Here is a 13,248-nt window from a genome sequence, read left to right on the forward strand (position 1 = left end):
GAAGTATACGTGATCTAGTCCTTTTCTTATATTCAAAAATAATTAATATTATTTTATAACTCATGATCAAAACTACTTTCAAAAGTGGAAGCAAATCCTCAAAATTGTACAATTACATTGATTTATGTTAAACTATATAAATATTAATTAACTTTAAAATTATAAATTATTATTAGAAATCTAGTTCGGAGAACTAATTCATGAAGTCATCCAAAAATTGTAAGGTTACTGCTGCATTTCTTGCCGCAGCTGCGTTGGGTGGTGTTACCCATGCAGAGCCTACACTTAACATGAATGATTTAGTAGGTACGAGTACCAGTGCTGAATCAACGACACAGAGTCCTACAAGTGTAGCAACTCCAGTCGTGAAACCAATTGCAACTCAGCCAGTCTTACCAGCTACACCACAACCGGCCACCGTTGTACAACAACAAACACCACCGATGGCACAACCTCAACCATCCTACGTGATGCAACTAGCAACGGTTAGCCCTGTACAAACTCAACAAGTTACACCATTGCAATCAGTACCGCAACAAGTAGTACCAATGCAATCTCAACAACAGGTTCAAACTCAACCTCAGTATGTTGTCAATAAAGATACAAAAACTGTCATGGAGCCTACATTAGCAATGCACAGTTTGATAAATGTACAACGAAAAACTGAACCTGTTACTGTAGAGAAACCAGTGGATGGTAAGCAACAAGTACAAACTACACAAGTAGAGCGTACGCCTGTTGTTATTCAACAAGAATCCATAGCTCCATTAACTGTATCAAATACTACAGTAACAAAAGCCGTAGTAGCAAAACAGAGGCTTACGATTCGAGATATTCAACGAGCTGAGCGTGAGCGTCTAGCTCAACTAGCCGCTGAAGAAGCATCCCAACAAGAAAATTTATCACAAGCTGATCAACAACAACTTGCTCAAAAGCAAGCTGAAGCACAACGGCAAGCCGCACTACAATCACAACAACAAGCAGAAGCCCAACGGCAAGCAGCTTTGCAGGCGGAACAAGAACGTGTGGTAGCTCAACAAGCAGAGGCTCAACGCCAAGCGGCTTTACGTGCTGAGCAGGAACGTATTGCGGCCCAACAAGCTGAGCAAGCGCGTATTGCAGAAGAACGTCGTCAAGCGGCAGAGCTGGAACGCATTCGTATCCAAGAGGAACAACGCCGTATTGCTGAGCAACAGGCGGAACAAGAGCGTATCGCTGCTCAACAAGCTGAAGCTCAACGTCAAGCGGCTATTAGAGCGGAACAAGAACGTATCGCCGCTCAACAAGCCGAAGCGCAACGTCAAGCCGCTATTAAAGCAGAACAAGAACGTATCGCCGCTCAACAAGCCGAAGCGCAACGTCAAGCCGCTATTAAAGCTGAACAAGAACGTATCGCCGCTCAACAAGCAGAAGCGCAACGGCAAGCCGCTATTAAAGCTGAACAAGAACGTATCGCTGCTCAACAAGCTGAGGCTGAACGCCAAGCCGCTTTAAAAGCTGAACAAGAGCGTATTGCCACTCAACAGGCTGAAGCTCAACGCCAAGCAGCTATTAAAGCTGAACAAGAACGTATCGCCGCTCAACAAGCTGAGGCGCAACGGCAAGCCGCTATTAAAGCAGAACAAGAACGTATCGCCGCTCAGCAAGCCGAAGCGCAACGCCAAGCAGCTATTAAAGCTGAACAAGAGCGTATTGCCGCTCAACGGGCTGAAGCTCAACGCCAAGCAGCTTTAAAAGCTGAACGTGAGCGTATCCTCGCTCAACAGGCTGAAGAAGAACGCTTAGCGGCTGAAGAAGCAGCTCGCCAACGTGCTGAAGCCGCCGCTAAAGCTGAAGCCGAACGACAAGCAGTTATTAGAGCAGAACAAGAACGTATGGCAGCTCAACAGGCTGAAGCTCAACGCCAAGCAGCTATTAAAGCAGAACAAGAACGTATCGCCGCACAACAGGCTGAATCTCAACGGCAAGCAGCTTTAAAAGCTGAACAAGAGCGTATCGCGGCCGAGAAAGCTAAAGCTGAACGCGAAGCCGCTATAAAAGCGGAGCAAGAACGTATTGCTGCTAAACAAGCGGAACTTGCAAGACAAGCTGTGATCCAAGAAGAACAAGAACGTTTAGCTGCTGAACAACTAGCAAAAGAAGAAGCGGCAGCTGCAGCTAAAGCTCAGGCTGAAGCAGAGGCAAAAGCTAAAGCAGAAGCAGACGCTGCAGCTAAAGCTCGGGCTGAAGCAGAGGCAAAAGCTAAAGCAGAAGCAGACGCTGCTGCTAAAGCGCAAGCTGAAGCAGAGGCAAAAGCTAAAGCAGAAGTAGATGCTGCTGCTAAAGCTCAGGCTGAAGCCGAGGCTAAGGCTAAGGCTAAAGCTCAATCTGAAGCCGAAGCAAAAGCTAAATCTGACGCAGAGACTAAACAGGTTCAAGAAAGTAAATTACCGCAATCTTATGTAAACGCTCGTAATGAAGCTTCCACAAAGGGCTCTACTGTTACAGAAGAGAAAAATATTCTCTCCCAACCAATTGAACCCCCATTGCAAGCTGATGCGTCTGCAAAGATTAGTCTTGCTTTCGACGCGAAAAATTATGAATCCATGTCTACCACAGTAGATAATAAGGAAATTAAATATCGCGCCTTCGAGTATATCCCTTACGTGGCTAATCCAATCGACATAGATCAGCAATACATGAACATTTATGTACCAGAGGAATATTTCAACAACGGTACAATCAATGGTTACAATACCCAAACAGCCCCTATCTTCATGCCAAATGCAGTAGGTGGTTACATGCCGAGCCAAGCTATGACGCCTAAGGTGGAAAATGGAAAACCTAACAGTGTTCTTTACGCATTATCCCGTGGTTATGTAGTAGCTTCCCCATCTACTCGTGGTCGTACCAATAAAGCTTCCGATGGCAACTTCATCGGTAAGGCCCCGGCAGTAATCGTTGACTTACAAGCGGCTACAGCCTACTTACACGCTAACGATTCCGCTATGCCAGGTAATGCAAACCGCATTATCACAAATGGTACAAGTGCAGGCGGTGGTGTATCCTTGTTACAAGGTGCAACTGGTAACAGTTCCGACTTCCAACCATATTTACAAGCATTAGGTGCAGCTACAGCGGCAACTAATGTATACGCAGTATCTGCGTATGCCCCTATCACTAACCTTGATGCGGCTGATATGGCTTACGAATGGAGCTATAATGGTATCACATCCTTTAACAAAGTAACTATGGGCCAAGGCGAATTACCACAAGCTAATGTAGGTGGCAACTCTGCTCCACCACAACGCACGATGCAACGTGTAAACTTGAATGCAGACGATCTATCATACTCTAAAATGCTCAGCGAACACTTCCCTGATTACGTAAATAACTTACAATTACGTGACTCTCTAGGTCGTGTACTAAAACTTGACAAGAACGGTAACGGTACTTTCAAAAATTATGTAAAAGAATTTATTGTTGCTGCCGCTAATAAAGCAGCAGCTAAAGGTACTGATTTATCCAAGCATACATACCTTGTACGAGATAATAAAACAGGAACTATCAAAGACATAAACTGGGAAGCATATAACCACTTTGTAAGTCGCTCAAAAGCGCCTGGTGCCTTTGACTCTCGTGCTAATGATACAGGTGAAAACAATCTATTTGGTACAAGTACTACAGATAATAATCACTTTACCATTACTGCTGCATTACACGATTCAACAGCTAACCAAGATGTATACGTAGAAAATGCTAAGATCGTTACTATGATGAACCCAATGAACTATCTTGGTTCTCCTGCTGCGACAAATGCACGATTCTATCGTATTCGTTATGGCACAGCCGACAGTAATACATCTGTTGCAATTCCTTTAATCGTAGGTACACGTGCTCAAAACCTTGGGTACAGAGTAGATATGGCAACACCATTTAATGTAGATCACTCTGGTGACTACGATTTAGAAGAATTATTCAACTGGATGGATAATATCGTTAAAAACGGTAGATAATCACAATTAAATACATACCAAAATACTAAAGGAGCTACCTAGTAGTTCCTTTTTCATATACAATTATAAATTTTCTTGTGTATTCAATTATAAATGTTATTGTGAAAGTCCCTCTCCGACTATGAATAATCTGCACCATTATTTAATCAGTACATCACCCTATTATAATAATAAAAGAATTCAATCAAAAAAGGATGCCCCCTGTAAAATACAGGGGGCATCTATGTGTTTGAGCCAGGTAAAAGCAATTATTATGCTTTCACCATGATAGGCGATTAAACTTCAGGGAACAATGCTGTAGATAAGTAGCGTTCGCCTGTATCAGGGAGAATTACTACAATATTTTTGCCTTTATTTTCAGGGCGTTTTGCCAATTCTTGAGCCGCCCAAAGCGCAGCACCAGAGGAAATACCTACCAATACGCCTTCTGTGTGACCGAAAGCTTGAGATGTAGCAAAAGCATCCTCGTTAGAAACTTGGATTACTTCATCGTAAATGTTAGTATCCAATGTATCTGGAATGAAGCCAGCACCTAAGCCTTGGATTTTATGAGGGCCTGGTTTACCATTAGATAATACAGGAGAATCTGCTGGTTCTACGGCAACCACATGTACATCAGGGTTTTGTTCTTTCAAGTAGCGACCTGCACCTGTCAACGTACCGCCTGTACCAACACCAGACACGTAGATATCTACAGTACCATCAGTATCTTGCCAGATTTCAGGTCCAGTTGTTCTGTAATGAATTGCTGGATTAGCTTGATTTACGAACTGACCTGCTTCAATAGCACCGGCTGTAGCCGTTACGATTTCCTTAGCTTTTGCAATAGCGCCTTTCATGCCAAGAGAACCGTCAGTCAATACGAGTTGCGCGCCATAACCAAGCATTAATTTACGGCGTTCAATGGACATCGTTTCAGGCATTACGATTACAACTTTATAACCAAGCGCAGCACCTACAGCAGACAAGCCAATACCAGTATTACCAGATGTAGCTTCTACGATTGTGCCGCCTGGTTGTAATTCACCAGATTCAACTGCAGCTTGAATGATTGCTGCTGCGATACGGTCTTTTACGGAACCGCCTGGGTTGAAGTATTCCAATTTTGCGAAAATATTAGCGTTTGCACCATATTTTTTACCAAAACGTGTAGCAGCTAATAATGGTGTTTTACCGATTAATTCAACAAAAGATTTTGCAATTTTAGACATAGTGGTCACTCCTTATTAAATAGAACCATCCCAATTATCATATTTTGTATCAAGTTTAGCATAGGTCCCATCGATTACATCTTGAAGGGTTACGTTTTCTAAATAATCATGAATATAGTTTTGTAATCCTGCCCAGAAACCAACAGTCCGTTCGTTGATCACTGTATCAGTACTCACCCCTTCATCAAGGGTAGAGATGATAGCCATAGATTCCTCTGTAGCAAGCAAAATTTCAATAATTGTATATTCTTTAGGACTTTTAGATAAGCGATAGCCGCCATACTTACCGCGGATACTATCCACTAGTTTTGCAGCGCCTAAACGAGCTACGATACCTTCTAGGTATTTTTCAGATATGCCTTGTCGTTCTGCCACAGATCGCAAGGAGACAGGTTTATCTTGACCTTGCTCTGCCAAATCGATGAGGACCATCAATGCATACCGACCTTTTGTGGAAATCCTCATATATTTTGCCTTTCTTTGTAAACGTTAGTGTTAAACACACCCTATATTATAAAGTACTTATATTATATTTATAAAACCTTTCATATTAATAGGAATTAATTTCATTATAGACCACTCACTATAAAAATGCAAGAACTTATTTCCTACTTTTATAAAGGGATATTTACTCATTCTATATTTATTGAGTTTATCCTATATTTTAACTTAATAACTTGCCTCGTAGAAAGCTCAAGTTATAATACTTTTGTTAATTCGCAACACAACGAAGTAAGGATAATCTTATAACACAAAAGGACCAGCCCGAAGGCCAGTCCTTTTGCGTATAGTTTGTAGTTTGTTATATGAGGTTTACCATGATGAATTGGAGAGGGTTCATCTGGTATTGGGACTTACCGTATCGTCAGGAAAACGATGCGCGCCCGTGTTTATGTCATTTGAGGAGTTGTCTAGATTACTCTAGCATTTAAGTATAAGTTTCTTAATTAGATTTTACCTACAAGATCAAGACCTGGTTTCAAAGTATCTTTACCTGGTTTCCAACGTGCAGGGCACACTTGATCACCATGTTTAGCTACAAATTGAGCAGCTTGTACTTTGCGAACTAATTCTTCAGCGGAACGGCCGATACCCATATCATGAATTTCTGCTGTACGCACGAAGCCTTCTGGATCTACTACGAATGTACCACGGTAAGCCATAGCAGATTCTTCTTGGAATACATCGAAGAAATCAGCCAATTCATGTTTTTTGTCAGCCAACATGTAGTACTCGATTTTATTAATGCTTGGAGAAGCATCAGACCATGCTTTGTGAACGAATTCGGAGTCACAAGATACGGAGTAAACTTCGCAACCCAATTCTTTCAACTCTGCATAAGAATTTTGTACGTCTTCCAACTCAGTAGGGCATACGAATGTGAAGTCTGCTGGATAGAATACGAATACAGACCATTTACCCAACACGTCTGCAGTGCTAACTTTTACCAATTCAGGTTTTTTGAAAGCATCAAGTGTAAATTCAGGAAGTTGTTTACCAATAATAGACATGTTATGTCCTCCTTATTTGAGTTCCATATGTAACGAATATATTTACATTGGTGTACTTAACACCATATCTATATCTATCTTTGTCTATATAATAACAAATATCATTCAATATTGCAAGCGTTATTTTTAAATTTATCGATATATTTTTTCAACATTTTCGATGTAGGCAAAAAAAGAAGAAAAATGCTCATTTCTGAGCATCTTTCTTCTTTTTACGTACTACAACAGACTTACTGTTCACAGTAGCGTGATCAAAAGCTATTAAACCCGCTATATTAGCAAGCCCTCTCCGTGCTATGTGACCAGTTGTAGATTGTTCTTTTCCCGATTTACCATATACAAACTGCTCTAGTTTGAGTGCAGCTAATATAAATAAACCTATAATAGATAAAATAGATTCCATCGCTTTAATCTATTTTTTTAGTTCTAAGATTGCATCTACGAAACCACGGAATAATGGATGTGCATTATTTGGACGAGATTTAAGTTCTGGATGTGCTTGTGTACCAATGAAGAATGGATGATTTTTTACTTCAATACTTTCAACGAGACGGCCATCTGGAGATGTACCAGAAATTACGAGGCCTGCATCAGTCAATTGTTGACGATATTCATTGTTGAACTCATAGCGATGGCGATGACGTTCATAAATCAAATCTTCTCCATAAGCCTCGTGAGTTTTCGTACCTGCTTCCACTTTGCATGGATAGATACCTAAACGCATTGTACCGCCTTTTTTATCTACATCAACTTGATCACTCATCAAGTCAATTACTTTGTACTTAGCATTTTCGTCGAATTCGCTAGAGGTTGCTCCTTCCATGCCACATACGTTACGAGCAAATTCCATAACTGCAGATTGCATGCCAAGGCATAGGCCGAGATATGGAATATTGTTTTCACGAGCATATTGGATTGTACGAATTTTACCTTCTACACCACGAGACCCAAATCCACCAGGTACGATGATACCTTCAACACCTTCAAATACCTCTTTAGGATCTACAGATGTATCATCAAGTTCTTCAGAGTCAATCCAACGAATATTCACTTTAGTACCCGTAGCAATACCAGCATGATCTAGAGCTTCAACTACGGATAAATACGCATCATGCAACGCTACATATTTACCAACGATAGCAACTGTAATATCTTTATTAGGATTCAAGATCTTATGAACCATTTCTTTCCATGCAGTCATATCGCAAGGACGATCTTCAAGGCCTAATTTTTTGATAACAATATCGTCAAGGCCTTGATCTTGCATCATCAATGGCACTTCATAGATGGAGCTACAAGTTTGATTTTCAATAACTGCTTCAGGTTCTACGTCGCAGAATAAAGCAAGTTTTTCTTTCATATCATCAGAGATATGTTTCTCACTACGGCATACCAAAATATCTGGTTGAATACCAATGCTGCGCAATTCTTTTACACTATGTTGTGTAGGTTTTGTTTTCAACTCGCCTGCGGCATTGATGTAAGGCACTAATGTAACGTGAATGTAAAGTACGTCGTTACGACCTACTTCTTTTTTCACTTGGCGAATAGCTTCCATAAATGGCAAGCTTTCAATATCACCTACGGTACCACCAATTTCAGTAATAACTACATCAGCATTATCCTCTTTACCTACACGGTAAACATTTTGTTTAATTTCATTTGTAATATGTGGAATTACTTGTACAGTGCTACCTAGGTAATCACCTTTGCGCTCTTTATTGATTACAGACCAATATACTTTACCAGCTGTAATATTGGAACGTTTACTAAGGTTAATATCGATAAAGCGTTCATAATGGCCCAAATCAAGGTCCGTTTCGGCGCCATCATCTGTTACAAATACTTCACCATGTTGGTAAGGGCTCATCGTACCCGGATCGATATTAATGTATGGGTCAAATTTTTGAATCGTTACATTGAAACCACGGTTTTTTAGTAAACGACCCAAAGATGCTGCTGTAATTCCCTTCCCAAGAGAAGAAACAACGCCGCCAGTTACGAAAATATACTTAGTTGCCATGATGCCTCCCACCTATTACATTTTTTCCGGAGCGGAAATACCTAAAATACCCAAGCCTTGACGAAGAACGAGAGCAATCGCTGTAATTAATCCAAGACGAGCTTGTTGTAATGCTGGATCTACGCCAATGATACGACCTTGACGGTAGAACGAATGGAACATGCTTGCCAAATCGTATAAGTACCGAGCAATACGATGAGGTGCACGATGTTCAGCAGCTTGAACGACCTCTTCCGGATATTCAGCTAATTTCTTAATTAATTCTAATTCCATTTCACTTGTAAGCGTTGTGAAATCAGTTTCACTATAATCGCCAAATGCAATGCCAGCTTCACGCACTTGGTTGTAAATGCTGTGAATACGAGCATGAGCATATTGGATATAATACACTGGGTTGTCATTACTACGAGATTTTGCCAAGTTAATATCGAAATCAAGTTGGCTATCCAAGGAACGCATCAAGAAGAAATAGCGAGACGCATCTACGCCAACCTCTTCGATCAATTCATCTAATGTAACACTATCGCCACTACGTTTAGACAATTTAACAAGTTGTCCGTCACGGAACAATGCTACCATTTGTAATAACAATACTGTTAATTTATCAGGGTCATAACCAAACGCCGCCATAGCCGCTTTTACACGACATACATAGCCATGATGGTCAGCGCCCCAGATATCAATCATTTCTTTGAAACCACGATCATATTTATTGCGATGATATGCAATATCTGCCGCTAAATACGTAGGAACCCCATTATCACGAATAACTACACGGTCTTTATCATCACCGTAATCAGTGGATTTTAACCACAATGCACCGTTTTTTTCATAAACTTTCCCAAGGGCCTTTAATGCCTCTACGGAATGATGAATCTCATCCGTTTCATGAACTGTACGTTCAGAGAACCAATTATCAAAAGTAACGCGGAAGTTTCTTAATGTTTCCTCTAAGCGAGCTAATTTTTCTTTTAAGCCCTCTTCCTTAAACAAGGCTACACGATCTGCTTCGTTCATAGCATTTAATTTATCAAAGCCTTCGCGTTCTGCAATCGCTTTCGCTGTTTCAATAATATCTGGGCCACGATAGCCATTTTCAGGGAACACTAAAGCCCCTTCTGGAATATCGAACTCAGGCATAGAACCGTCTTCATTGCGTTTAGGTGGGAATACTAATGTAGCACCTTGTAACTCTTGGAAACGGTACTCAATGGAAATAGCCATGTTGTCGATTTGATTACCTGCATCATTGATATAGTACTCGGATTGTACATTATAACCCGCTGCACGTAACAAGTTTACAAGAGCACTACCGTACGCAGCACCGCGACCATGACCAACATGCAATGGACCTGTTGGGTTTGCACTTACGTACTCTACTTGAATTGTATCGCGCGCACGCAATGGTTGAACACCATACTCAGTACCAGCATTCAAAATGGCTTTTAACGTATCGTACACCATATCAGATTTCAAAAAGAAATTAATAAAACCTGCGCCGGCAACCTCAGCACGTTCAAGCCAATCAAAATTCATATGACTAATCAAAGCTTCAGCAATGGCTCGAGGATTTTGACGAGCTACACGAGCGGATTGCATAGCGATGTTTGTAGAAAAATCACCGAATTCCTTTTGAGGTGGCACTTCGAGAACGATTTCTGGATATTCCCCAGCCGGCAAATCACCGCTGTTAATCGTATCTTGTAATGCCTGTTCAATCCCCGATTTCAGGATTTCCTTCATGTCCATGCTCTATATCCTCCCGCACGTCTATATCTAACTGATTATAAAATTGCCATTCACCTTCAACGGAAATATCATATCCTAAATGAACATGACCTACGCCATCATGAAAGTCTACTGTTAATTCATGAGTATTTACAGCCATATGTAAATCACCATATGGTGTTTCATATACGGCTTCACGTTCTTCACCACGGACGTATTGATGACGCATATTGACAGCCCCTGTTCGGAGCAACACGATAGAATCATCATGAATTTTAATGGTCGTCTTAACCCCATCCAATCCAGTCACACTAGATTCTTCATAACGCACATATTGAGCATTACCTTTTTCATGTGACGTACCTGGGGAAATCAGTTCCACTACGGTATCCTTGCCATCCATATCTCGTTGTACACTCTTTACGGACACTAGAACCCGCTTCATTTTCAACCTCCGTGGTAGTAATTAATCATCATATTATACCATAATCAAGGACTATTTTGCACCCTTAATGAGTCTCAATTTCTTAGTCTTCGTCATCAGTTTAATAGCATATTCCCTGCGTTGTGCTTCTTGTTTTTGGTGAAAGCTTTCAGCATATACCAAGGTCACAGGACGACGTCCTCGCGTATATTTTGCACCGCCTGGGATATGTCCATTGTGAGCATCTATTCGACGTTTGAGATCTGTAGTCCATCCACAATACAAAGAATCATCAGAGCAACGCACTAAGTAAATATAGTGCATTTCTTTTGATTCATCGCCTTGAACACTAGCGTCGTTCAAGATTGTATCACAATCTACAATTATACCTTGTACCTCTTGTGTAGATGCGCATTCACCAGAAAGAGACTCTTGAGAAGTACTTTTCTTATTTGCCATTTTTCGCATCATCAGTAATCGGCTCCAATGTAATGGTATTGATGATTACTGGTTCTACTGGCTTATCATTGCGACCGGTTTTAACCTTGCCGATTTTTTCAACTACATCCATGCCTTGTACTACAGTACCAAAGATGGTGTGTTTATTATCTAACCAATCCGTAGGTCCCAAGGTAATAAAAAATTGAGATCCTCCTGTATTAGGACCACGGTTAGCCATGGCTAGAACGCCCATTTTATTGAAGTGTAAATCATTGGAGAATTCATCAGGAATTGTATAGCCTGGGCCACCAGCACCTGTGCCATCAGGATCTCCACCTTGAATCATAAAGCCTTCGATAACACGGTGAAATGTCACACCATTATAGAAGCCTTTTTTCACGAGATAATCAAAATTTTTGACCGTAATCGGCGCTTTAGACCCTAACAAACGAACCTTAAATTGACCATAGTTTGTATCAAAGATAGCATATTCATCAGCAATTGGTGCGTTTGTAAAATTGGGCATAGCTACAGTTTCTGCTTTCACGGTGTTACCTTGTGGTTGTTCACCACTGTTTGTACCGCATGCAGTTGTACCAAGCACTGTAATCCCCAACATTGCGCATAAAGCCAAGCGTTTCCAGTTCATATGTCCCCCAAAATACTAATATTATATTTAACTAAAATGTAGATTTAAAATTTACATAGAAAAACCGCTCAACCCATGAGCGGCTCTTTTTTAGTATATCATATTATGGCACTATTGAGATTAAAAATATAAAAAAATAATATAACAATAAATAATAACAACAAAAAACAGAGCTTCAAAGGAGCTCTGTTTTTGTAATCCTCAGATAATCACGTAGTTAATTCGATTATTTAGAGTCAAATTGGTCTGGAGTTGTATTGTTATAAGACTCAATATAATTATTGAAATTCTCAATCATGTCGTTAAGGTTGTTTTCATTTGCATCGTTAAGTACTTGACGAACAGAACCAACTACAGAGTTATAAGAGTTAACAAGCACTTCTCCACGATCATTATTTATGCTCTTAAGCAATGTTTGAATTTCATTAAGTTCTTTTTCTACAGCTTGTTTGTCTGCATTTTTAGGAGCTTTTTCTACATTTTCTACAAGAGTAGTCAAGCGAAGCGTAGATTCCATTGCTGCTGCATAGCCTTTTTTACCGTCTTTTTTCAATTTTTCGATTTGTTTCTTAGTTTGTTCGGTGTTAGCTTTGTTAAGAGCATCATTGAACTTCGCATAAGCTGCATCAAATTTTTCTACTTGTGCTACGTATTTAGCTGCTAGTTCTTTACCTTTAGCACCACCATCATTCATATAGGCTTTAGAGTCATCATAAGCTTTCAAATCTTTGAATGTTGGTACTAATTCATTAAGAATATTTAATACATTATCGCGTTCTGTGTCAACTTCTTTAAATGTAGAACCTTCTTTTTTAGATTTTTCCAAAGCATCTTTTAAAGTATCATAGTGAGGTTGACGACCAATAGCACCTTCTTGGAAACCACCCTTTAGTTTAGCCAAACTATCTGCATAGTTTTGACCCCAAGTTGCATTATCACCATTGAAGCGATTTGTTGCATCAATAAGTGTATTAAGCTTAGCAGCTGCTTTCTCATCGCTACCGCCATCAACTACGGAGGATACTACGGAGCCAATGCCACCCGCTTTATCACTGCCACAACCAGAAACAAATAAACCAGCTGTCAATGCTGCTACACAAAGTAAAGTTGAAAATAATCTGCGTTTATTGTTCATATCTTCTCTTCTCCTTTTAACACATGAATATTGAACTAAGCGCATTATACTAACTATACTACACCAATTCTGTAGCCACAGCTACAAAAACAAATCTTCATATAAGCTTCACCTAGTTTAGAGGAATTATC

At 40.3% G+C, this 13,248-nt stretch carries 11 protein-coding genes; 1 reads left to right on the forward strand and 10 read right to left on the reverse strand.

Translation table 11 applies throughout. From position 1 onward, the window contains the following. Positions 1–200: 200 nt before the first annotated feature. The gene (locus AAA071_RS05095; protein WP_349234064.1) at positions 201–3,995 is read left to right on the forward strand and encodes a subtype B tannase; all 3,795 of its coding nucleotides are present in this window, start codon (positions 201–203) and stop codon (positions 3,993–3,995) included. A gap of 275 nt (positions 3,996–4,270) precedes the next feature. Here AAA071_RS05095 and cysK read toward each other — a convergent pair whose 3' ends face one another. The 10 genes from cysK to AAA071_RS05145 all read right to left on the reverse strand — a co-directional run bounded on the left by cysK (position 4,271) and on the right by AAA071_RS05145 (position 13,117). Beyond that, positions 4,271–5,206 (reverse strand): cysteine synthase A, encoded by a 936-nt coding sequence (cysK, locus tag AAA071_RS05100; RefSeq protein ID WP_012864824.1) that lies wholly within the window; start codon positions 5,204–5,206, stop codon positions 4,271–4,273. A 15-nt stretch (positions 5,207–5,221) separates the two neighbouring features. Then, the gene (locus AAA071_RS05105) at positions 5,222–5,671 is read right to left on the reverse strand and encodes an RrF2 family transcriptional regulator (protein WP_004695020.1); all 450 of its coding nucleotides are present in this window, start codon (positions 5,669–5,671) and stop codon (positions 5,222–5,224) included. A gap of 482 nt (positions 5,672–6,153) precedes the next feature. Beyond that, positions 6,154–6,717: an alkyl hydroperoxide reductase subunit C gene (gene ahpC, locus AAA071_RS05110; protein WP_004695016.1), complete on the reverse strand. Its 564-nt coding sequence runs from the start codon at positions 6,715–6,717 to the stop codon at positions 6,154–6,156. 187 nt (positions 6,718–6,904) lie between these two features. After that, on the reverse strand, positions 6,905–7,120 hold the full coding sequence (locus AAA071_RS05115) for a hypothetical protein (RefSeq protein WP_060919048.1): 216 nt from the start codon (positions 7,118–7,120) through the stop codon (positions 6,905–6,907). 9 nt (positions 7,121–7,129) lie between these two features. Further along, entirely contained in the window at positions 7,130–8,740 is a 1,611-nt protein-coding gene (gene pyrG, locus AAA071_RS05120) for a CTP synthase (RefSeq protein WP_004695015.1), read from the reverse strand. Between the two features lie 15 nt (positions 8,741–8,755). After that, positions 8,756–10,489, reverse strand: a complete 1,734-nt coding sequence (argS, locus tag AAA071_RS05125) for an arginine--tRNA ligase (RefSeq protein ID WP_278472600.1) — start codon at positions 10,487–10,489, stop codon at positions 8,756–8,758. After that, positions 10,455–10,913, reverse strand: a complete 459-nt coding sequence (locus AAA071_RS05130) for a YwiB family protein (RefSeq protein WP_004695011.1) — start codon at positions 10,911–10,913, stop codon at positions 10,455–10,457. Before AAA071_RS05130 ends, argS begins: the two co-directional genes overlap by 35 nt. Before the next feature lie 51 nt (positions 10,914–10,964). Beyond that, the gene (locus AAA071_RS05135; RefSeq protein ID WP_278618411.1) at positions 10,965–11,216 is read right to left on the reverse strand and encodes a GIY-YIG nuclease family protein; all 252 of its coding nucleotides are present in this window, start codon (positions 11,214–11,216) and stop codon (positions 10,965–10,967) included. 124 nt (positions 11,217–11,340) lie between these two features. Beyond that, positions 11,341–11,982 carry a peptidylprolyl isomerase gene (locus tag AAA071_RS05140; protein WP_004695007.1) on the reverse strand — a complete coding sequence of 214 codons (642 nt, stop codon included), beginning with the start codon at positions 11,980–11,982 and terminating at the stop codon, positions 11,341–11,343. Positions 11,983–12,208: 226 nt separating this feature from the next. Further along, entirely contained in the window at positions 12,209–13,117 is a 909-nt protein-coding gene (locus AAA071_RS05145) for a DUF3829 domain-containing protein (RefSeq protein ID WP_004698282.1), read from the reverse strand. Positions 13,118–13,248: the final 131 nt, after the last annotated feature.

Origin of the sequence: Veillonella parvula (genome assembly GCF_040097785.1) — a bacterium.
In the GTDB taxonomy this organism is placed as follows: domain Bacteria; phylum Bacillota; class Negativicutes; order Veillonellales; family Veillonellaceae; genus Veillonella; species Veillonella parvula_D.

What these genes read in the sequence shown, in the direction of transcription:
- AAA071_RS05140 (WP_004695007.1), bottom strand. Translation starts at nt 11,982, where the DNA reads ATGAACTGGAAACGCTTGGCTTTATGCGCAATGTTGGGGATTACAGTG.
- pyrG (WP_004695015.1), bottom strand. Translation starts at nt 8,740, where the DNA reads ATGGCAACTAAGTATATTTTCGTAACTGGCGGCGTTGTTTCTTCTCTT.
- ahpC (WP_004695016.1), bottom strand. Translation starts at nt 6,717, where the DNA reads ATGTCTATTATTGGTAAACAACTTCCTGAATTTACACTTGATGCTTTC.
- AAA071_RS05095 (WP_349234064.1), top strand. Translation starts at nt 201, where the DNA reads ATGAAGTCATCCAAAAATTGTAAGGTTACTGCTGCATTTCTTGCCGCA.
- AAA071_RS05145 (WP_004698282.1), bottom strand. Translation starts at nt 13,117, where the DNA reads ATGAACAATAAACGCAGATTATTTTCAACTTTACTTTGTGTAGCAGCA.
- AAA071_RS05105 (WP_004695020.1), bottom strand. Translation starts at nt 5,671, where the DNA reads ATGAGGATTTCCACAAAAGGTCGGTATGCATTGATGGTCCTCATCGAT.
- argS (WP_278472600.1), bottom strand. Translation starts at nt 10,489, where the DNA reads ATGGACATGAAGGAAATCCTGAAATCGGGGATTGAACAGGCATTACAA.
- AAA071_RS05115 (WP_060919048.1), bottom strand. Translation starts at nt 7,120, where the DNA reads ATGGAATCTATTTTATCTATTATAGGTTTATTTATATTAGCTGCACTC.
- AAA071_RS05135 (WP_278618411.1), bottom strand. Translation starts at nt 11,216, where the DNA reads ATGCACTATATTTACTTAGTGCGTTGCTCTGATGATTCTTTGTATTGT.
- cysK (WP_012864824.1), bottom strand. Translation starts at nt 5,206, where the DNA reads ATGTCTAAAATTGCAAAATCTTTTGTTGAATTAATCGGTAAAACACCA.
- AAA071_RS05130 (WP_004695011.1), bottom strand. Translation starts at nt 10,913, where the DNA reads ATGAAGCGGGTTCTAGTGTCCGTAAAGAGTGTACAACGAGATATGGAT.